Here is a 19,179-nt window from a genome sequence, read left to right on the forward strand (position 1 = left end):
GCCAGCGCACATCGCCCAAGCCCCCCACCTTACCTCTCCCCGCAAGCGGGGAGAGGGGTCTTCAGCGCAACGCCTAACGCCTCTTCTCCCCGCTTGCCGGGAGAAGTGAGATGAGGGGCTGGGCCATTTAACAAATTCTGTCTCGCCAACAGCAAGCTTGCCTCATCGCCCGCTTCTCGCCATAAGACCGGCCAAACCCAAAAACCTTGGCCGATCACATGTCCCCATTTCCTCAGCGCGTCTTCTCGGGCGTGCAGTCCACCGGCAATCTGCATCTCGGCAACTATCTCGGCGCGATCGTCAAATTCGTCGAGCTGCAGAAGAGCTTCGACTGCATGTATTGCGTCGTCGACCTGCACGCGATCACGGTGCCGCAGGATCCGATCGCGCTGAAGGCGAACACGCGCGAAATCGCCGCCGCCTTTATCGCCTGCGGCATCGACCCGAAAGAGAACATCGTCTTCAATCAGAGCCAGGTGCCGGAGCACGCCGAACTCGCCTGGGTGTTGAATTGCGTCGCGCGCATCGGCTGGCTCAATCGCATGACCCAGTTCAAGGACAAGGCCGGCAAGGATCGCGAGAACGCCTCGATGGGCCTGCTCGATTATCCAGTGCTGATGGCCGCCGACATTTTGATCTACCGCGCGACGCATGTGCCGGTCGGCGACGACCAGAAGCAGCATCTCGAACTCGCGCGCGACATCGCCCAGAAGTTCAATAATGATTTCTCGGAGTCGATCGCGCGCAACGGTTTTGGCGAGGCCTTCTTTCCCCTGCCCGAACCGCTGATCTCCGGCCCGGCGACGCGGGTGATGAGCCTGCGCGACGGCACGAAGAAAATGTCGAAGTCAGACGCTTCCGATTATTCGCGCATCAATCTCTCGGATGACGCCGATCAGATCGCGCAGAAGGTGAGGAAGGCCAAGACCGATCCCGATGCGCTGCCTTCCGAGGAAAAGGGCCTCGATGGGCGCCCGGAGGCCTACAATCTCGTCGGCATCTTCGCGGCGCTTTCGGGGCGTAGCAAGGCGGATGTGCTCGGCGAATTCGGCGGCGCCAATTTCTCGAGCTTCAAAAGCGCGCTTGTCGATCTCGCCGTCGCCAAGCTCGCGCCGATCACCGACAAAATGCGCCGCATTCGCGAGGATGAGAGCTATGTCGACGGCGTGCTGCGCGACGGCGCCGAACGCGCCCGCGCCATCGCCCGCGAGAATATGAACGCAGTGAAGGATATCGTGGGATTTTTGCGTTAGTCCCCAGCTACACGGAATCCGTTAGATCAGTTCACATGACGTGTCATTCCCGGCGGACCGAAGGTCCGATCGGGAATCCAGAATAAATCCATGAGTTTTGGCCTCGCTCTGGATTCCCGATCGCTCGCTTCGCGCGCGTCGGGAATGACACGGGCGGTCCCGTCAGAAGACAGCGCTTGCAATTTCTCGCCGAGCGAGCGCGTCAGGCTCCGGCCCGCCGCTCGCCCAGTCGAGCAATTCGACGGTGTGCAGCACCGGGATGCCCATCCCCGACCTTATCTGAATGATGCAGCCGATGTTGCCGGCAGCCACGATATCCGGCGCGACGCTCTCGATATTCGCGACCTTTCGCGACCGCAACGCACCGGCCAGTTTCGGCTGCAGCACATTATAGGTTCCTGCCGAACCGCAGCAGATGTGACCCTCCGGAACCGGGACGACGTCAAAGCCGGCTGCGGCCAGCAGCGCGATCGGCTCTTGCGATATCTTCTGACCGTGTTGCAAAGAGCAGGCGGAATGGTAGGCGACCCGAAGTTTCGGCGCGTCGCCCGACGGCGCAAAGCCAATCTCAGTCATCAGCTCCGTCACATCTTTCGTCATCGCGGAGATGTGCGCGGCTTTGTCCGCGAGAGTCGGATCGTTGCGGAACATATGGCCATAGTCCTTCACGCTCGTGCCGCAGCCTGAGGCGTTGACGATGATATGATCCAGTCCGCCAGAGTCGATTTCGCGCGTCCAAGCGTCGATGTTCGCGCGCGCATAGCGTAGCGACTCGTCGACCTTTCCGAGGTGATGCGGCAGCGCCCCACAGCAGCCGGCGCCTTTCGCGACGACGACCTCGACGCCGTGGCGCGTTAGGAGCCGTATCGTCGCCTCGTTGATTGACGCGTCGACGACCGTCTGAACGCAGCCATTGAGTAGAGCAACGCGCATCTTGCGCGCGCCTTGCGCGGCAAAGACCTGAGGCGCATCAACGCCGGAAGCTGGCGGAAGGCTCGACGGCGCCAGCGCGAGCGCCGCCGCGATTCGGCGCGGCAGCCAGCGCGCCAAGGGGCGGATCGCGGCTGCAACGCGAAACAGCGGGCGCGCGAGAGAAGGACGCGGCAAGACGAAAGCGAGCGCTCCGCGCATGGCGCGCTCCGTGACAGGTCGCGCATATGTCTTTTCGATATGCGCCCGGGCGTGATCGACGAGATGCATGAAATGCACGCCCGAAGGACAGGTCGTCATGCAGGAGAGGCATGACAGACAACGATCGATATGAAGGGCAGTGCGCGCGTCGGCCGGCCGCTCCTTCTCGAACATCTCCTTTATGAGATAGATGCGGCCTCGCGGCCCGTCGAGTTCGTCGCCGGTGAGAAGATAGGTCGGACATGTCGCCGAGCAGAATCCGCAGTGCACGCAGGCGCGCAGAATCTTCTCCGTTTCCGCCATTTCGGGATCGGCGAGCGCCTGCAGCGAGAAAAACGTCTGCATCGCTTTAGAACTCCGCGCGCATGCGTCCGCGCTCCAAAATATGCGCGGGATCGAAGCTTGCCTTGACGCGGCGCGTCAGCGCCGCGAGCGCCGCCGGTTGCGGATGAAAGACGTCGACTGTCGCGCGCGTCTCCGCGCTCGCCCGGATGAGAGTCGCATGGCCGCCGCTGGCGTCCACCGCGCTGCGCACGACGCCGGCATAGGCGTCCGGCGCAGTCTCGAGGCGCAGCCAGATCAGCCCGCCCGCCCAGTCGTAGAAATGCGCGAGGACCGGCGCGCCGGCGCGGCGGATGCGCTCGACGACCGCGAAACCTTCGCTCGGCGCAACGGAAATGCGCCAGATTTGGCCAACCTTGGCGGCGACGGGCGCAGCGTCGCGCAAACCTCGCCACAACGCCGCGGAGTCGTGTTCATCGAGCGTCTCGAACCGGACGCCATCGCTCGCCAGTCGCCCGACGAGATCGTCGCGGCGCGCCGTTACCGAAATCGCCGGACCTTCCAGCCGTATCGCGGCCGCATCCGCGTCCAGCGCCAAGGGCGCGGCGCCAGCCGGCAGCATGGCGAGCGCCGAAGGCTCACAGGGCGTCGCGGTGGCGCGGCGTAGCAGCGCGAGGCTCTCCGTCTCGTCCGCGCCGATCGCCAGCAGCGTGCATTCGGTCTGCGGCTTTGGAAGCACCTTGAGCGTCAGCTCCGTCAGAAGCGCCAGCGTGCCGTAGGAGCCGCAGACAAGCTTGGAGAGATCGTAGCCGGTGACGTTCTTCATCACGCGGCCGCCGGATTTCACCAGTTCGCCGCGACCGGTGACACAGCGGAACCCAAGCAAATGATCGCGCGCCGCGCCCGCCTTGATCCGCCGCGGCCCCGAGGCGTTCACGGCGATGGCGCCCCCGATCGTGGCGCCGCCCGTTTCTGCACCAAATAGCACTCCGTAATCCATTGGCTCGAAGGCGAGCTGCTGATCATGCCGGTCCAGCAGCGCTTCAATTTCGCTTAGAGGAACGCCGGCGCGCGCCGAGATCACGAGTTCATTGGGCTCATAGAGCGTCACGCCTGTCAGCGCGGCGGTGGAGAGCGCCTGCGCTTGCGGCGCGTAGCGGCCGAGCCCCGACTTGGAGCCGCCGCCGACGATCGCGCAGCAGTCGCCTTCCGCCTTCGCCGCGCAAATCGCGTCAACGGCGTCCGCCTCGTCGCGGATTTCCAGCGTCGCGCAAGCGGACTGCATCGCTAAAATCTCGGCAGGTTGGGAAAGGGCATTTTGCCGCCCGAGACATGCATCATCCCGAGTTCCGCGCAGCGATGCAGCGTCGGAAACACCTTGCCCGGATTGAGCCGGCCCTCCGGGTCAAAGGCGCATTTCAGCCGCATCTGCTGCGCGAGATCCACCTCGGTGAACATCTCGCCCATGAGGTCGCGCTTCTCGACGCCGACGCCATGCTCGCCAGTGAGAACGCCGCCCAGCGAGACGCACAGGCGCAAGATATCGAAGCCGAGCTTTTCCGCACGTTCGACGTCGCCCTCTTTTGACGCGTCATAGAGAATGAGCGGGTGGAGATTGCCGTCGCCGGCGTGAAACACATTGGCGACGCCGAGGCCCTGCGCCTTGGCGAGCCGATCCATGCCGGCAAGCGCTTCCGGCAGCCGCGCCCGCGGGATCGTGCCGTCCATGCAAAGATAGTCGGGCGCAATGCAGCTCACCGCCGGAAAGGCGTTCTTGCGTCCGGCCCAGAACTGCAGCCGCTCGGCCTCGCTTGTCGACGCCCGTATCGTGGTCGCCCCTTCCTCGCGCGCGATATCCTGCACGACGCCGACAAGATGATCGACTTCGGCCTGCGGCCCATCGAGTTCGACGATGACGAGCGCCTCGGCGTCGAGCGGATAGCCGCAGGGCTGGAAGCGCTCGACCGCATGGATTGTCGCTTTGTCCATCATTTCGAGGCCAGCGGGGATGACGCCGCGCGCGATGATCGCGCCGACGCAGCGCGCCCCCGCCGCCACGCTCGCAAAGCCGAGCAGCAGTCCCCGCGCCAGGGGCGGCTTTTGGAGCAGACGCACCGTCACCTCCGTGACGACGCCGAGCAAGCCTTCGGAGCCGGTCATCAGGCCGATGAGGTCATATCCCTCGCTGTCGAGATGCTTGCCCCCGAGTCGGATGAGGTCCCCGCCCATCAGCACGACATCGAGCCCGAGGATGTTGTTGGTCGTCAGGCCGTATTTCAGGCAGTGAACGCCGCCGGCGTTCTCGGCGACATTGCCGCCGATCGAACAGGCGATCTGCGACGACGGATCCGGCGCATAATAGAAGCCCTGCGCTTCAACGGCTTTGGAGATCGCGAGATTTTGAACGCCGGGCTGGACGCGCGCGCAGCGGTTTTCGTAGTCGATTTCGAGGATTCGGTTGAACTTGGACATGCCGAGAAGAATGCCGTCCTCGAGCGGCATCGAACCGCCGGACAGCGACGTGCCGGCGCCGCGAGGCACGACCTTGACGTTCATTTCGGCGGCGAGCGCCATGATCGCGCGCACCTGCTCCACGCACTCCGGCAGCGTGACAACGAGCGGCAGCGCCCGATACATGGTGAAGGCGTCGCATTCGTAAGCGCGACGCGCGACCTCGTCGACGATCAGGCTTTCGCGCGGCAGTATGGCCGCGAGGCGCGCAATGAGTTCATTGCGCCGCGACATGATCGCCGGCTCGGGCTTCGGCATGAGAAGCGTCATGGACTCGCGCCTCCAACGCGAGCGAGAGCGCTGCTGAACCTGCAGCTATTCGCATAAGCGGAGCATGAACGCTGCTCCGGGCTGCGCCCTATGGTCCAAACCGTTTAGAGGAGCCTCGAATTGCCCGCAAGCATGGCCCGGTCGCGCAACCATTAGAAATGCGCGGATTTCTGGCGCTTTTCATTAATCCGCCTATGCTAGGTGAGATCGATCGCAGGCGGAAACACGGGCCGAAGGGAAATGACCAAGACCATCCTCATCGTCGAGGATAATGAGCTAAATATGAAGCTCTTTAATGATCTCTTGGAAGCCAACGGGCATGCGACGCTGCAAACAAAGAGCGGCTTCGAGGCGATATCCCTCGCGCGCAGCCATCGGCCGGATCTGATCCTGATGGACATCCAGCTGCCCGAGATCAGCGGTCTGGAAGTCACCCGCATGCTCAAGGAGGATGATGATCTGCGCGCCATTCCCGTCATCGCGATCACCGCCTTCGCGATGAAGGGCGACGAGGAAAAGATCCTGCAGGGCGGCTGCGAAGCCTATTTGTCGAAACCCATTTCCGTGGCGAAATTCTTGGAAACCGTGAATTCCTTTCTCGCAGAGAAGCGCTGAGAGTTCTGTGTTCCCAAAAACGCGCGCGCTCGCGTCATTGACGATCTGCCCGCGAAGGGCCCGCGCATCGTGCAGCCGTTACCGTGACGGCTCTTGATCACCCGTCGATGGTCCGGACCGCCGGAGCGGCGGCCCTCGTTGAGCGGGCTTGCAGGCGACGCGCGGCTGAACTATACAGCGCGCGACGACGTCAAGCCGTCCGGCCTCCCCCAAGAGGCGTCCGAATAGAACGGGGCCATAGCTCAGTTGGGAGAGCGCTTCAATGGCATTGAAGAGGTCGTCGGTTCGATTCCGTCTGGCTCCACCACTACGCTAACTCGCTGTTTTAAAGCGGTTTTTCGAATAAACCAACGAAATGGTTCTCGACCAATCCCGGATTTGGCCCTAGCCGAATCGCAGGAGAGCCGCGCAGCCTCTGAACGTCGCGGTTGGTCTCGGCGTGCGAAAATTATTTTGGCGTCGAAACGGGCGATCCGCCGACGAAACCCTGGCTCGAGAGACCCGTTCAAGGACGCTCAGCACGAACTGAAACCAAATGCGATCTCTGGCATGGGATGGCGCCGATCTCGCGACAGCGGCGCTGCCTGCCAACGAGGACGGGAGACGCCCAGCGCGCAGGGCGACACTTCCATAGAAAAGGACATGCGAAATGAAATCACGACTATCCATTGCGACGATCATATTGTTCTGCTCGGGTTGGGCCTTCGCTGAGGATGGGCCGGTGACATATCAATGCGAGGTCTCGGCTCAACAGAGCGACTCAAGCCAGTCGGGGCCCTTTTCCATCGAGATAAGTGGCGCCGCGGTGAAGCTGAGCAACGTCAGCGCCCTCGATGGCCATTTTTCTCTCATTCGAAAGAATGACGCCTATTACGTCTTTAAAAATAATAAGAATCAGGGAGGCAACATCAACCGTTCCAATGGCGCTGTGGAATTATATGCCGTAAACGCCGCTTCCCATGAGATGACGGTCTCCATCAACGGCGCGTGCGTCGAACAGAAGTGACCTAGGTTTCGAGCCATCGTGCTCCTCTCCGCTCGATCTGATTTGCGATGCTCTCCTGAAGCTGCAAGGGAACCAATCCTAATGCTGGCGGTTCTAGTTCCGCGTTCTCGGATCGGGCCATGCAAGGAAGACCGCAGGCGACATCGCACCTCCCTCAGCGCAGCTTGCCGGCGGAGTTCGAGGTGGGCTTTAGCGTCAATGGCGTGGAACGCCGCCTAGTCCTGCGGCCCTGGACCACCCTCCTCGACGCCCTTCGTGAACATCTAGACCTCACCGGAACCAAGAAGGGTTGCGACCACGGCCAATGCGGCGCGTGCACGGTGCTGATCAACGGACGGCGCGTGCTTTCATGTCTCACGCTCGCCGTCATGAAGGACGGCGCCGAGATCACCACCATTGAAGGATTGGAGCAAAATGGCGAGCTGCATCCGCTTCAGACCGCCTTCATTGCGCATGACGGCTTTCAATGCGGCTACTGCACGCCCGGACAGATCTGCTCGGCGGCGGGACTGATCGCCGAGGGCCGCGCCAAGACGAGCGATGAAATCAGAGAATTGATGAGCGGCAATATTTGTCGCTGCGGCTGCTATCCCAACATTCTCGCGGCGATCGAGGCGGTCATGCACGGAGCGCAGACATGATCGATTTTGATTATGTCCGGGCGAACGACGTCGGCGACGCTCTTAGCCAGATCACGAAACACCAGGCTGCGAAGTTCATTGCGGGCGGCACCAATCTCATCGATCTGATGAAGGAGGACGTCGAACAACCGACGCGCTTAATCGACATCACAGGGCTGCCGCTCAACGAAATTCATGAGGCGCAAACAGGGGGGCTGAAGATCGGCGCCCTTGTGCCCAACAGCGATCTTGCTTACGACGATCGCATCACAAAGCGCTATCCCCTTCTCTCGAGCGCCATTCTTGCAGGAGCCTCGCCTCAACTGCGCAACATGGCGTCGACCGGCGGTAATTTATTGCAGCGAACGCGCTGTCTCTATTTTTACGACACCGCGACTCCCTGCAATAAGCGAAGTCCAGGGTCGGGCTGCGGGGCAGCGCAAGGCTTTAACCGCATGAATGCGATATTGGGTTGGAGCGAATCCTGTATCGCCGTTCACCCATCGGATATGTGCGTCGCGCTCTCTGCGCTTGACGCCGTTGTCCATGTCGCCGGCCCGAAAGGCGATCGCGCCATCAAATCCACCGATTTTCACCGTCTGCCGGGCGACGCGCCCGAAATCGACACAAATCTTGCTCGTGACGAAATCATAACGGCGATCGAGCTGCCATCCGAGGAATTTCCTCGACATTACAGTTATCTGAAGATCCGCGATCGGTTGTCTTACGCTTTCGCGCTTGTTTCCGTCGCTGCTGCTCTGAAGATTGAAGCAGGCATGATGACATGCGCTCGCGTCGCAGTGGGCGGGGTCGCCCACAAGCCCTGGCGCGTTCCTGACGCCGAGCAGAGACTCGTGGGCGGGCAGCCTGGCCAGAAGGCGTTCGTCGAAGCAGCCGATATCATCTTGCAGGGGGCTGTGGGCTTTGCCCATAATCGCTTCAAAATCGAACTTGCGCGGCGGGCGATCGTCCGCGCCCTTGAGCAGGCGGCCGCCGGAACGCCGCAGTCCCAGTCCGTGAAAGTGATCGTTTAGGTCGCGCTATGTCTGTCGGAACAAACAGCATCGGAAAGCCGGTCTCGCGAATTGACGGTCCGGCAAAGGTCACGGGGCGGGCGAAATACGCCGCTGAATTCAACGCGCCCGACCTCGCATACGGCTTTGTGGTCTCAAGCGCGGTCGCCAAAGGCCGAATTAAAAGCATAGACCGAAGCGCGGCGCTCGCTGTGCCCGGTGTGATCGAAGTGTTCGCCCACGACAATAGGCCCTCCCTCCCCTCTGCGCATGAAAAATACACAGACCAAGTCGCCGCGCCGGGCTCGCCCTTCCGCCCGCTTTACGACGGCGAGATTCTGTTTGCGGGACAGCCCGTGGCGCTCGTCGTCGCGGAGGAGTTGGAGATTGCGCGCTTTGCCGCGAGTCTCATCGACATAAACTATGAAACCGAAGCGACGATCACCGATCTCGACGCGGAAATCGCCAATGCTTTCGAGCCGCCCGAGAAGCGAATGCCCGGATGGGATCCATCATCTCGGGGAGATGTCGACAGCGCCTTGTCGCGAGCGCCAAACCTTATCCGGAAAGAATACCGGACACCGGTCGAGCACCATAACCCGATGGAAACCTTTGCGAGCACGGCGGTTTGGGAGGACGGCGGTCGGCTCACGGTCTACGATAAAACCCAGGGCGCGCCGAATTGCCACGAGTATTTATGTAACGTGTTCGGCCTCGCCAAGGAAAAAGTCCGAGTTTTGTCGCCCTATGTGGGCGGCGCCTTCGGCGTCGGTCTTAGGCCCAACTATCAGCTGTTCATGGCCGCGCTCGCCGCCATTTCCTTGAGGCGATCTGTTCGAGTCACGCTGACGCGCCAGCAGATGTTCACGCTTGGCTATCGTCCGCAAACACTCCAGACGCTAACGCTGGGAGCCGACAACGACGGACGATTGGTGGCCGTGAAGCATGATGCGATCGCCAATACGTCCCGCTTTGAAGACTACCAGGAGCCCACCGTCGTTTGGTCTGGCGCGCTGTATCCGTGCGATCACTCGACGGTCACGTCGAGGCTTGCGCGGCTCGATCTCGTCACGCCTTGTGACATGCGCGCGCCCGGCGGCGCGGTCGGCATGTATGCGCTTGAAAGCGCCATGGACGAACTCAGCTATGCGGTTGGCGTCGATCCCCTGGAACTTCGCCTCAAGAATTATTCTGAGAGGGATCAGAACAAAGACAGGCCTATTTCGAGCAAGGCGTTGAAGGACTGCTACCTTCAGGGCGCCGAGCGCTTCGGTTGGTCCAAGCGAAAGCCCGCACCGCGTTCGATGCGCGAGGGGCGCGAACTGATTGGCTACGGCATGGCGACGGGGATTTGGGAAGCGTTTCGCGTGCCGACGAGCGCGAGAGCGATTCTCGCGCCTGACGGGACCCTGGAGATCGCCTGTGCGACGGCCGACATTGGCACTGGGACGTATACGATTTTGGCTCAGATTGGCGCGGAGATGCTTGGCCTTCCGCTCGACAAAGTCATTGTCAAAATTGGCGACTCCGATTTGCCGAGCGCTCCTGTCGAGGGCGGATCCTGGACGGCCGCCTCTGCGGGCTCCGCGGTAATGGAGGCCTGTGACGGCATACGCAAAGAACTCCTCAAGCGCGTAGGCGCGATCGATAACTCACCCCTCCAGGGCGTCGACGTTGCGGATGTGACGATGGTCGACGGTCAAATCCGGATGACGAGCGACCCCTCTCGCGCCATGCCGCTGTCGGAAGCGCTACTCGGCCTCAACGAACCCATCACGTCGGAAGTGTCGTCGACGCCAGACGAGCAGGTCTTGCAGGAGTATTCGCATTACGCGCATTCGGCGGTGTTCGCCGAGGTGCGGCTTGATGAGGAGCTTGGCATGTTGCGCGTCGCGCGCGTGGTCAGCGCGATCGCCGCGGGCCGCATTTTGAATCCTAAAACGGCACGAAGTCAGATTCTTGGCGCCGTCGTCGGCGGCATCGGCATGGCGCTACACGAGGAGACGGTGATCGATCATCGCTACGGTCGGTTCATGAATCATAGTCTCGCCGAATACCACGTGCCGGTGCATGCCGACGTCCACGCCATCGACGTTATTTTTGTCGACGAGCAGGAGCATCGTTTAAACCCGCTCGGCGTGAAGGGCGTCGGCGAAATCGGCATCGTCGGCGCGGCCGCCGCGATCGCCAATGCCGTCTTTCATGCCACGGGCGTGCGCGTCCGCGACCTTCCGATCACCATCGATAAGCTGCTCGAGCTGAGGCAGCCCACGAGCAACCACGCGGCGTAAATGAATTACGTCCCAGACCCCGGTCGGCCGAGAGACGCTCTCACGAGCGCCCGCAGGTGGCTGGAGGAATTCGGACAGGCGGCGTTGGCGACCGTCGTCTCCACCTGGGGCTCGTCGCCCGTACCGGTCGGCGGCCAAATGGCCATCGGTCCAGACGGACAATTCGAGGGCTCTGTCTCCGGCGGTTGCGTCGAAGTGGATGTGATTGCCGAAGCGGCGGACGTTCTGGCGCGCGACAGACCGAAGTTGCTGGAGTTCGGAGTCGGAGAGGAACTGGCGTGGAAGGCGGGCCTACCCTGCGGCGGCGCTATCAGCATCTATGTCGAGCCTCTGCGGCGCGAGAGAGATTCAGCTTTTCTGGAGAGGGTGTTTCTAGCGCGCCGTGCACGAATGTCGCTTGCCGTGCTCACGACGCTTACGACCGGCGAGCGGCGCCTGTTCGACGCTGGGGAGCCGACGCCATGTGAGATCGCCCAATGCCTGGTTTCGGGTGAAAGCCGGCTTCTCTCGCTCGGCGATGCGCCGGTCTTCTTGCACGCGCTCACCCCGCCAGTTCGCGTGGTCATTGTCGGCGCGACGCATGTTGGCCAAGTCCTCGCTGATCTCACGAACCGCATTGGTTACGACGTCGTCGTCATCGACCCGCGCGCCGCATTTGCAAGCGCCGAGCGCCTCGGCGATTTCAAAAGCCTCACCGATTGGCCTGAAATCTCGCTGAAGTTCCTGGGACTGGACCCTAGGACCGCGGTGGTCGCTCTAACCCACGCCGCCGCGATTGACGATGAAGCGCTCACCGAGGCGCTGCGCTCGAACTGCCTGTATATTGGCGCCTTGGGCTCGACGCGAACACACGCCAAGCGTTTGCATCGTCTCGCCGCCGCAGGCTTCAACGATACGGAACTCGCGCGCATCAGCGCTCCGGTCGGACTGCCGATTGGCGCGAAGGGACCCGCCGAGATCGCCGTCTCCATTCTTGCGGAAATCGTCAAAGTCGCGCGCGAAACGAGGCAAGCGTGAATATTGCGGCTGTGCTCTTGGCTGCTGGCGCCTCAAAGCGTTTCGGAGAGAACAACAAACTTCTTTCTGACCTTGGCGGGAAGCCGCTCATCCGCAGGGTGGCCCAAGCAATCGTCTGCAGCGGCGCTGAAGTTGTCGTCGTTACCGGCTGCGATCGCCCGCAGATCGAAAAAGCTCTCGAAGGCTTGCCGCTGCGATTTGCACACAATTTGAACTGGGAAAGCGGCATGGGATCGTCGATCGCCGTTGGCGTAATGGCGCTCGGCCAGCAAGTTGAAGGGGCGTTTGTCGTCCCGGGCGATCTACCCTTTTTGACATCGGATCTGATCAAAGACCTGACGGCCGCCTTTATGGAAAGCCGGGGCGCTTTGATCACCTATCCAACGACGTCAAAGGGTGAGCAGCGAAACCCAGTTTTGTGGCCCCGACGATTCTTCCCCTCGTTGGCGGCGCTCTCTGGGTCGCTGGGCGCCAAGCATTTGCTGCAGAACTGCGAGAATTCTCAAAAGCAGGCGCTCGTCCTTGATGAAGGCGCCCATATCGACATTGATGTGCCCACTGATTTGGAAGCTGCGCGTTTGCGATGGAAAATCGCGAGTCCTTAAAGGGCTTTTGGGCCCGCTGGCGCTACTGGGTCCCGAAGGCGTTTAGCGAAGTTTGCTTCTTGGATCGTCGTTCGCATCCATATACTCGAGTCCCAATGGACCCATGGCCGTCACCTGCGTGACATACTCGCCAGACTTTGCCCAATGAAAATGCGCCGTATCGCCGGGCAGAATGATGACGCTGCCTGGTGGATAGGCGTTGACCTTTTCGCCGTCAAATTGATCGCCGAGGCCGATATAAAAAACGCCTGATATGACCGTGTAGACTCGGTCTTCAGGATGTCTATGCGGCATGAGTTTCACGCCCGAAGGCACCCTTACCCTTATCAAGTACGGTCCTGCTCGTGTGGGATCTCCGACGAGAACGGCCAGCCGCGCCTCTGGAGGAAAAGCGGGAAAAGGTTTCCAGTCGATATCTTCCGGCAGAATCGTTCTGAAATCGGCTTGACCTGGCTGGTGGCTTCGAAACATCGCACCCTCCGGCCGCGAGGAGCAACGCGACTGCGTCCGGGCTCCATGCACCTCAAGAGCTGCGCGACCTTGATGTGTGCGGCTCAGGGAATATGTTGCAGCATAAGCAGCCATCAAGCGATTGACGTTCGCGACGACCTTCCGCGCTGGATACTTCCGGCGCAGCCGAAACTGCAGGCTCAGTCATGCCCTATGAGTTCTATTATTGGCCCGGCATCCAGGGACGTGGAGAGTTCGTGAGGCTGGTGCTGGAAGAAGCCGGCGCCAGCTATATTGACATGGCGCGTGAGCCAAACGCCGAGGCGTCGCTTGTGGCTTTTCTCGAACGAACCGACCTCGCCCATCCGTCATTCGCACCGCCGTTCTTGAAAGACGGACAGGTGATCGTCGGACAGACCGCCGCGATACTGCTTTATCTCGGCGATCGTCACCATCTCGCGCCGAGCGACGCGGCGCGCAGACTTTGGGTTCATCAAATTCAATTGACGATCGCTGACCTGGTCGGCGAGGCTCACGACACCCATCATCCTTTGGGCGGGGAGTTGTACTACGAGGAGCAGAAACCCGAGGCCTCACGCAGAGCGAAGTGGTTCCGCAAGGAACGGATACAAAAATATCTCGATTGGTTCGAAACGATCCTCGCCCGCAATCCCGACGGTGACGCGCACCTCGTCGGCGATACCTTAAGCTACGCCGACCTCTCCCTGTTCCAAATCGTCGAAGGCTTGCTCTATGCGTTTCCCAACACAACAAAAGCCATCCTGGCCAAGTCGCCGCGCGTGTCCGCCCTTTCACTGATGGTCGCGCAGCGCCCACGCATTCGCGCATATCTCAAGAGCGACCGCAGGGTGAAATTCAACGAGCAAGGTATATTTCGTCACTATCCTGAACTCGATGACTGATCAGCGGGACCAATCCCTGCACGGACCTTAGACTGGCGGATCGCCCTATATGCTCACCTTGTCGGGTGTCGCAGCTCGGATTCGGCTTGCTTCTTGGAGAGATGTTGATGGGTGGATTAGCCTTGATCCTCGATACGCAGCTTTCGGCGAGCGCCCACAGCGCCATGAGCGAGCGTCTTTTCGAAACCCGCAGACTTTCCATCGAACTTGCAGCTCCACTCAGCGCCGAAGACATGGTCGTCCAAGCGATGGAGGACGCCAGCCCCACCAAATGGCATCTCGCTCACACAACTTGGTTTTTCGAAACCTTCGTCTTGACGCCCTATCTGAACGGCTATCAGCTATTCGATGAGGCGTTCAATTATTGCTTCAACTCGTATTACGAGCACCTTGGCGCTCGGCAGCCAAGGCCGAAGCGCGGACTTCTCACCAGGCCGTCGCTCGATCGCGTTCTTGCCTATCGGCAGCATGTTGACCTAGCATTGGCGCAGCTTCTTGCTGAGCAAACCGAGGCGTCGCCGGCGTTGATCCATACGCTGGAGGTCGGGACTAATCACGAGCAGCAACATCAGGAGCTGATGCTCACAGACCTCCTCGCCCTTTTCGCTGCAAATCCCCTAAAGCCAGCCTACCGCCCGCCCCAGCCGCGCTCCATTCCCGCGCCATGTGAACCGCTCCGCTGGATCGATTTTGCCGGCGGCGTCTATTCGATCGGTCACGGGGGAAAGGGTTTCGCTTGGGACAATGAGGGGCCCCGCCATGATGTGCTCCTCCGCCCGTTCCGGCTTGCTGACCGCCTGGTCACGAACCGTGAGTGGTTAGCGTTCGTCGCCGACGGCGGCTACGAAACGGCGACCCTATGGCTGTCCGACGGTTGGGCCGCGATCATGCGCGACTGGCATGCGCCACTCTACTGGGAGTCTCGCGACGGAGAGTGGTTTGAGATGTCGCTCGAAGGACTACAGCCGCTGAACCTCGATGCGCCGGTTGCGCATGTGAGCTACTACGAAGCCGACGCTTTTGCGCGCTGGTCTGGCAAGCGATTGCCGACGGAATTCGAATGGGAGGTCGCGGGGGCCACGGCCCCAAAGCAGGGAAATTTTCTCGGCACGGCGGCATTGCGTCCGCGACCGGTCGACGTCGAACCCAACGGATCGCCTCGTCAGATGTTCGGCGATGTCTGGGAATGGACCCAGAGCGCCTATCTGCCCTATCCGGGCTATCGCGCCCCTGAGGGAGCGCTCGGAGAATACAACGGCAAGTTCATGGTTGGTCAGCATGTGCTGCGCGGCGGCTCCTGCGTAACGCCGCAAGATCACATCCGCCCGAGCTATCGCAACTTTTTTTATCCGCATCAGCGCTGGCAATTTCTGGGCCTACGCCTCGCTTCGGAGGTCGCCTGATGTCAAAGGCGACGGAACGCTCAGCGCCGCTCGTGCGGCAAGCGGACGACTTCGCCGTTAGCGTGCTGGAGGGATTGTCCCGTCCGAAGAAGAGTCTTCCCTGTCGCTTCTTTTATGACGCGAAAGGCAGCGCGCTTTTCGAAGACATTACCCGCCAGCCCGAGTACTATCCAACAAGAGTCGAGGTTGGGATTCTCACAGCCAATGCGATGCAGATACTCGAGGGAGCGGTCGCAGAGACGGTTCTCGTCGAGTTCGGCTCTGGTTCGAGCATCAAGACGGAAATCCTGCTCGGGCATATGCGGCGTCTACACGCCTATGTGCCGATCGATATCTCTGAGAGCGCTCTTACAGATGCTCGAGAGCGGCTGACGGCGCGATTTTTCGGGCTCAACATTCAGGTGCTCTTGGCTGATTTTTCGCGCCCGATCGAGCTTCCTCCCGACCTGGCGGAACGGCCTAAGCTGGGATTTTTCCCTGGATCGACGATCGGCAATTTCGTCCCTGCGGAGGCGACGCAGTTGCTACACGCGATGCGAGAGACCCTTTCGCCGCGCGGAAAGCTGATCATCGGCGTCGATCTGAAAAAGGACGTCCGCCAACTTGTTGCAGCTTACGATGATGCAAATGGCGTCACCGCCGCATTCAATCTCAATCTCCTTGTGCGCATTAATCGTGAACTCGACGCGACGTTCGATCTTCAAGCTTTTCGTCATGCGGCGACCTACGAGCCCTTCGAAGGACGCATTGAAATGCATCTCGTCAGTTTGAAGGATCAGGACGTCTGGGTGGCGGGAAGAAAAATTCGCTTCCGGGAAGCGGAGACGATCCACACCGAAAGCGCTTACAAATACACGATCGAGGAGTTCAATCTAATCGCGCAGGCGGCGGGGTGGAACCCTCTGCGCGTGTGGAAAGATGACCTAAATCTGTTCAGCGTACATGAATTGGTCGCGCCTTGAGCGGAGGGCGACACAGCCGGGACGCGCTAAATGACTGCGACCAAGGTGAGCGAAGCGGAGCGAAACGCTTGGCCAGCGTTCCCTTACTTCGCATGGCGAGAGACCTATACGACTCTGCATCTCTGGACTCAGATCCTCGGCAAGATCCGGTTGTCGCTGACTCCCTGGCAAAACCACTCCTGGCACGTTGCGCTTTATGTGACGACGCGTGGCCTCACCACGTCGCCGATCCCATATGGCGCAAGCGTCTTTCAGATTGATTTCGATTTTATAGACCACGTGCTTCGCATAACGACGAGCGATGGCGACGAACGCCAAATGCCGCTCCGATCTCAGACTGTCGCCGACTTTTACGCGCATCTTTTCAGCAGGCTCGAGGAGTTGAGCATTTTTGTGCGCATCAATGAACATCCCAACGAGATACCTGATGCGCTTCCCTTCACCACGGACCGGATTCATGCCGACTACAATCCTGTTTATGCAAACTGCTTTTGGAGATTGCTTGTGCAGGCCGATCGCGTATTCAAAACCTTTCGCACGGGCTTCGTTGGCAAGGTCAGCCCTGTGCACTTTTTCTGGGGCAGTTTTGATTTGGCGGTGACGAGGTTTTCTGGTCGCCGTGCGCCGCGCCATCCCGGGGGTGTTCCAAATCTTGCGGACGCCGTTGTGCGCGAAGCTTACTCGCATGAGGTGAGCAGCGCGGGCTTTTGGCCTGGGGGCGGCTCAATCGATTTTCCCGCTTTCTATTCCTACGCCTATCCCGCGCCGCCTGGATTCGATCGCGCTAAGGTTGAACCTGAGGGCGCATTTTTTAGCCAGGATCTCAAGGAATTCATCCTGCCCTATGACATCGTGCGCAAAGCCGAGCATCCAGATGCGACACTGCTGCGCTTTCTGCAGAGCACTTATGAGGCTGCCGCCGACGCCGGCGGATGGGACCGCGTGGCGCTCGAATGTCCATTAGGACATGTCGGCGTCCCGCGTCCCATTCGCGGATAAGGCGCTCTACCGATCCGCGTGCGAGTTTCTGTTCTTTCACACTCGGATCTAGGAGCCCGAGCTGGTCCTCGCCCGACCGTGCCGCGGCATGTCGGCACTCGATCAAGCCATGGCTTTACGCTAAGCTTCCTTCGATTCACGAATTCATTCGTCCACCGACCGATGGAGATCTTTAATGCGGCATTCTCTTCCACGCAGGCTTCTCGCTGAATTTCTTGGGACTTTTTGGCTCGTGTTCGGCGGCTGCGGCAGCGCGGTGATTTCCGCCGGCTTTCCCCAGCTCGGAATTGGCTTTCTCGGCGTGGCGCTGGCCTTCGGTCTCACGGTGCTGACGGGCGCTTACGCCTTCGGCCCCGTATCTGGCGGCCATTTCAACCCAGCGGTGACGCTCGGCGTCGCGACGGCCGGCCGCTTCTCCTGGAAGGACGTCGGACCCTTCTGGATAGTGCAGCTTCTCGGCGCGACATTTGCGGCTTTCGTGCTGCTCAAGATCGCTCAGGGCAACATCGATTTTTCACTCGCCAATGGCTTTGCCGCCAACGGCTATGACGAACATTCCCCCGCTGGATACACATGGCAGTCTGGCCTGCTTGCGGAAATCGTGCTGACGGCGTTTTTCCTGCTTGTCATTCTGGGAACGACGGAAGGTCGCGCGCCGGTCGCCTTCGCGCCAATCGCGATCGGATTGGCGCTGACGCTGATCCATCTGGTCGACATCCCAATCACCAACGCTTCGGTGAACCCTGCGCGCTCGACAAGCCAGGCGCTCTTCGTCGGCGGCTGGGCCCTCGAACAACTTTGGCTGTTCTGGGTCGCGCCGCTCGTCGGCGCCGTCATCGGGGGGCTCATTCATCGCTTTGCCCTTGCTGATGACTGAGCGGCACGAAGCGACCTTCTGATTTATACGCGATCAGTGGACGCTCGGCTTCGCCGCAGCGTCCCTGACACACTTCTTCGTGAAGCTCGTCCGAGCTGCGCCTGATAGTTTCTTTTCAGTCGCAGCCACATCGCAGGCGCTCGCAGCGGCGTCTCTGTCGCATTTTCTCATAAAACTTTTCAACGCTGCGCCATGCAGCTTCTTTTCCGTCGCTTGGGCGGCGCAGTCCGGGCCAGCTGGCGTTGTTTGTGCGAACGCGGCAACCGAAATCAAAGCGCCAACGACACATATACTGGCGGTCAAAATTCTTCCCGACATGTTCTCCTCCTGAAATTTCGCGCTGCGTCCGCGAAGAGACCGAAGCAAGTTTGCACGATGGCGACGCTGTCTCCTGACATGACCTGAACCCATGACAGGCGCCCAGGCGCCACCAACGTCAGCGCTCTATGAGCGCATCAGCGGCGTCGCTGTCTTCGCGCGCTCGCGCTTCCGCTAAAAAGAGCGGCCCGTCCGTTTCCAGCCCCTCCAACAGATCGCGGAACCGGTCGGGGAGCGGCTCTCGAAGAACGTCGTCGTAGGTTTGCCGTAGCAATTCGCCGATGTCATCGCCGACCTTTCGGTCATGCATAGGGGACCGACGCATGTTACGCCTCCACTCGTCCACAGCGGACGTGAGAGCGTCGACTTAGGTTGCGGCCAGAATGTGAGCGACGCGGCGCCGGTGGGCCTGCAACAGGCGATTTGTAAAATTCATGGTAAATTAGATACAACGCATCCTGCTCAATCAGCCCGCCATTACCGTCTTCGGCAGCGGCGGCCGTGCGCATGCCATCTTGTGAGCGTTGAAGGCAAAGCGATTTCTGACCTCTGCTGAAAAAGCCGAGCTCGAGTAGGCGCTTTCAATAGCGATCGATATGGCGTTATGTATGCGCCACCAGCGCAGAGCGTTGT

19 protein-coding genes and 1 tRNA gene are annotated in these 19,179 nt (G+C 60.6%); 14 read left to right on the forward strand and 6 right to left on the reverse strand.

Going from position 1 to position 19,179, the window contains the following annotated elements:
* Nucleotides 1–218 precede the first annotated feature (218 nt).
* A complete protein-coding gene (trpS, locus tag ACPS74_RS05480) occupies nt 219–1,253 on the forward strand; it encodes a tryptophan--tRNA ligase (protein WP_029651374.1) in 1,035 nt (344 codons plus the stop codon).
* Between the two features lie 162 nt (nt 1,254–1,415).
* On the opposite strand, the gene glcF is transcribed toward trpS, so the two are convergent.
* Genes glcF through ACPS74_RS05495 form a run of 3 tightly spaced genes read right to left on the reverse strand, consistent with a single transcriptional unit; the run spans nt 1,416 to nt 5,447 of the window.
* Nucleotides 1,416–2,729: a glycolate oxidase subunit GlcF gene (gene glcF, locus ACPS74_RS05485; protein WP_029651375.1), complete on the reverse strand. Its 1,314-nt coding sequence runs from the start codon at nt 2,727–2,729 to the stop codon at nt 1,416–1,418.
* Between the two features lie 4 nt (nt 2,730–2,733).
* Nucleotides 2,734–3,951, reverse strand: coding sequence for a glycolate oxidase subunit GlcE (gene glcE, locus ACPS74_RS05490; RefSeq protein WP_029651376.1), 1,218 nt, complete (start codon nt 3,949–3,951; stop codon nt 2,734–2,736).
* Between the two features lie 2 nt (nt 3,952–3,953).
* Nucleotides 3,954–5,447 (reverse strand): FAD-linked oxidase C-terminal domain-containing protein, encoded by a 1,494-nt coding sequence (locus ACPS74_RS05495; protein WP_029651377.1) that lies wholly within the window; start codon nt 5,445–5,447, stop codon nt 3,954–3,956.
* A gap of 240 nt (nt 5,448–5,687) precedes the next feature.
* Here ACPS74_RS05495 and ACPS74_RS05500 point away from each other — a divergent pair, with 240 nt between their 5' ends.
* From ACPS74_RS05500 to ACPS74_RS05535, 8 genes are all read left to right on the forward strand, one after another.
* Nucleotides 5,688–6,062 (forward strand): response regulator, encoded by a 375-nt coding sequence (locus ACPS74_RS05500; RefSeq protein WP_029651378.1) that lies wholly within the window; start codon nt 5,688–5,690, stop codon nt 6,060–6,062.
* A 231-nt stretch (nt 6,063–6,293) separates the two neighbouring features.
* Nucleotides 6,294–6,369, forward strand: a tRNA-Ala gene (locus ACPS74_RS05505).
* 342 nt (nt 6,370–6,711) lie between these two features.
* Entirely contained in the window at nt 6,712–7,068 is a 357-nt protein-coding gene (locus ACPS74_RS05510) for a hypothetical protein (protein WP_029651379.1), read from the forward strand.
* A gap of 119 nt (nt 7,069–7,187) precedes the next feature.
* Entirely contained in the window at nt 7,188–7,709 is a 522-nt protein-coding gene (locus ACPS74_RS05515; protein ID WP_029651380.1) for a (2Fe-2S)-binding protein, read from the forward strand.
* Nucleotides 7,706–8,722, forward strand: coding sequence for an FAD binding domain-containing protein (locus tag ACPS74_RS05520; RefSeq protein WP_029651381.1), 1,017 nt, complete (start codon nt 7,706–7,708; stop codon nt 8,720–8,722). Before ACPS74_RS05515 ends, ACPS74_RS05520 begins: the two co-directional genes overlap by 4 nt.
* Nucleotides 8,723–8,730: 8 nt before the next feature.
* Nucleotides 8,731–10,992 (forward strand): xanthine dehydrogenase family protein molybdopterin-binding subunit, encoded by a 2,262-nt coding sequence (locus ACPS74_RS05525; RefSeq protein WP_029651382.1) that lies wholly within the window; start codon nt 8,731–8,733, stop codon nt 10,990–10,992.
* Entirely contained in the window at nt 10,993–12,009 is a 1,017-nt protein-coding gene (locus tag ACPS74_RS05530) for an XdhC family protein (RefSeq protein ID WP_029651383.1), read from the forward strand. It abuts the gene before it with no gap.
* Nucleotides 12,006–12,614, forward strand: coding sequence for a nucleotidyltransferase family protein (locus tag ACPS74_RS05535; RefSeq protein ID WP_029651384.1), 609 nt, complete (start codon nt 12,006–12,008; stop codon nt 12,612–12,614). The genes ACPS74_RS05530 and ACPS74_RS05535 overlap by 4 nt, the downstream gene beginning before the upstream one ends.
* A 42-nt stretch (nt 12,615–12,656) precedes the next feature.
* Here the strand turns inward: ACPS74_RS05535 and ACPS74_RS05540 are convergent, their stop codons facing one another.
* Complete coding sequence (locus ACPS74_RS05540) at nt 12,657–13,085, reverse strand: cupin domain-containing protein (protein WP_029651385.1); 429 nt, start codon at nt 13,083–13,085, stop codon at nt 12,657–12,659.
* Nucleotides 13,086–13,270: 185 nt separating this feature from the next.
* Between ACPS74_RS05540 and ACPS74_RS05545 the strand changes: the two genes are divergently transcribed.
* From ACPS74_RS05545 to aqpZ, 5 genes are all read left to right on the forward strand, one after another.
* Complete coding sequence (locus tag ACPS74_RS05545; RefSeq protein ID WP_029651386.1) at nt 13,271–13,987, forward strand: glutathione S-transferase; 717 nt, start codon at nt 13,271–13,273, stop codon at nt 13,985–13,987.
* Between the two features lie 101 nt (nt 13,988–14,088).
* A complete protein-coding gene (gene egtB, locus ACPS74_RS05550; RefSeq protein WP_029651387.1) occupies nt 14,089–15,390 on the forward strand; it encodes an ergothioneine biosynthesis protein EgtB in 1,302 nt (433 codons plus the stop codon).
* A complete protein-coding gene (egtD, locus tag ACPS74_RS05555) occupies nt 15,390–16,352 on the forward strand; it encodes an L-histidine N(alpha)-methyltransferase (RefSeq protein WP_029651388.1) in 963 nt (320 codons plus the stop codon). The genes egtB and egtD overlap by 1 nt, the downstream gene beginning before the upstream one ends.
* A gap of 30 nt (nt 16,353–16,382) precedes the next feature.
* Nucleotides 16,383–17,351, forward strand: coding sequence for a DUF5996 family protein (locus ACPS74_RS05560; RefSeq protein WP_083481390.1), 969 nt, complete (start codon nt 16,383–16,385; stop codon nt 17,349–17,351).
* Between the two features lie 175 nt (nt 17,352–17,526).
* The gene (gene aqpZ, locus ACPS74_RS05565; RefSeq protein ID WP_029651391.1) at nt 17,527–18,228 is read left to right on the forward strand and encodes an aquaporin Z; all 702 of its coding nucleotides are present in this window, start codon (nt 17,527–17,529) and stop codon (nt 18,226–18,228) included.
* A gap of 33 nt (nt 18,229–18,261) precedes the next feature.
* Here aqpZ and ACPS74_RS05570 read toward each other — a convergent pair whose 3' ends face one another.
* Both ACPS74_RS05570 and ACPS74_RS05575 read right to left on the reverse strand, forming a co-directional pair.
* Nucleotides 18,262–18,639, reverse strand: coding sequence for a PsiF family protein (locus ACPS74_RS05570; RefSeq protein ID WP_425622389.1), 378 nt, complete (start codon nt 18,637–18,639; stop codon nt 18,262–18,264).
* Between the two features lie 25 nt (nt 18,640–18,664).
* The gene (locus tag ACPS74_RS05575) at nt 18,665–18,871 is read right to left on the reverse strand and encodes a NepR family anti-sigma factor (protein ID WP_029651393.1); all 207 of its coding nucleotides are present in this window, start codon (nt 18,869–18,871) and stop codon (nt 18,665–18,667) included.
* Nucleotides 18,872–19,179: the final 308 nt, after the last annotated feature.

Origin of the sequence: Methylocystis sp. SB2 (assembly GCF_049817085.1) — a bacterium.
Taxonomy (GTDB): Bacteria; Pseudomonadota; Alphaproteobacteria; order Rhizobiales; family Beijerinckiaceae; genus Methylocystis; species Methylocystis rosea.

Excerpts from the sequence above, each read along its gene's own strand:
- ACPS74_RS05500 (WP_029651378.1), top strand. The coding sequence starts at position 5,688 with ATGACCAAGACCATCCTCATCGTCGAGGATAATGAGCTAAATATGAAG.
- ACPS74_RS05515 (WP_029651380.1), top strand. The coding sequence starts at position 7,188 with ATGCAAGGAAGACCGCAGGCGACATCGCACCTCCCTCAGCGCAGCTTG.
- ACPS74_RS05525 (WP_029651382.1), top strand. The coding sequence starts at position 8,731 with ATGTCTGTCGGAACAAACAGCATCGGAAAGCCGGTCTCGCGAATTGAC.
- aqpZ (WP_029651391.1), top strand. The coding sequence starts at position 17,527 with ATGCGGCATTCTCTTCCACGCAGGCTTCTCGCTGAATTTCTTGGGACT.
- ACPS74_RS05575 (WP_029651393.1), bottom strand. The coding sequence starts at position 18,871 with ATGCGTCGGTCCCCTATGCATGACCGAAAGGTCGGCGATGACATCGGC.
- ACPS74_RS05545 (WP_029651386.1), top strand. The coding sequence starts at position 13,271 with ATGCCCTATGAGTTCTATTATTGGCCCGGCATCCAGGGACGTGGAGAG.
- ACPS74_RS05560 (WP_083481390.1), top strand. The coding sequence starts at position 16,383 with ATGACTGCGACCAAGGTGAGCGAAGCGGAGCGAAACGCTTGGCCAGCG.
- ACPS74_RS05570 (WP_425622389.1), bottom strand. The coding sequence starts at position 18,639 with ATGGGTTCAGGTCATGTCAGGAGACAGCGTCGCCATCGTGCAAACTTG.
- ACPS74_RS05520 (WP_029651381.1), top strand. The coding sequence starts at position 7,706 with ATGATCGATTTTGATTATGTCCGGGCGAACGACGTCGGCGACGCTCTT.
- ACPS74_RS05510 (WP_029651379.1), top strand. The coding sequence starts at position 6,712 with ATGAAATCACGACTATCCATTGCGACGATCATATTGTTCTGCTCGGGT.
- ACPS74_RS05530 (WP_029651383.1), top strand. The coding sequence starts at position 10,993 with ATGAATTACGTCCCAGACCCCGGTCGGCCGAGAGACGCTCTCACGAGC.
- glcE (WP_029651376.1), bottom strand. The coding sequence starts at position 3,951 with ATGCAGTCCGCTTGCGCGACGCTGGAAATCCGCGACGAGGCGGACGCC.
- egtD (WP_029651388.1), top strand. The coding sequence starts at position 15,390 with ATGTCAAAGGCGACGGAACGCTCAGCGCCGCTCGTGCGGCAAGCGGAC.
- glcF (WP_029651375.1), bottom strand. The coding sequence starts at position 2,729 with ATGCAGACGTTTTTCTCGCTGCAGGCGCTCGCCGATCCCGAAATGGCG.
- ACPS74_RS05540 (WP_029651385.1), bottom strand. The coding sequence starts at position 13,085 with ATGTTTCGAAGCCACCAGCCAGGTCAAGCCGATTTCAGAACGATTCTG.
- ACPS74_RS05495 (WP_029651377.1), bottom strand. The coding sequence starts at position 5,447 with ATGACGCTTCTCATGCCGAAGCCCGAGCCGGCGATCATGTCGCGGCGC.
- egtB (WP_029651387.1), top strand. The coding sequence starts at position 14,089 with ATGTTGATGGGTGGATTAGCCTTGATCCTCGATACGCAGCTTTCGGCG.
- trpS (WP_029651374.1), top strand. The coding sequence starts at position 219 with ATGTCCCCATTTCCTCAGCGCGTCTTCTCGGGCGTGCAGTCCACCGGC.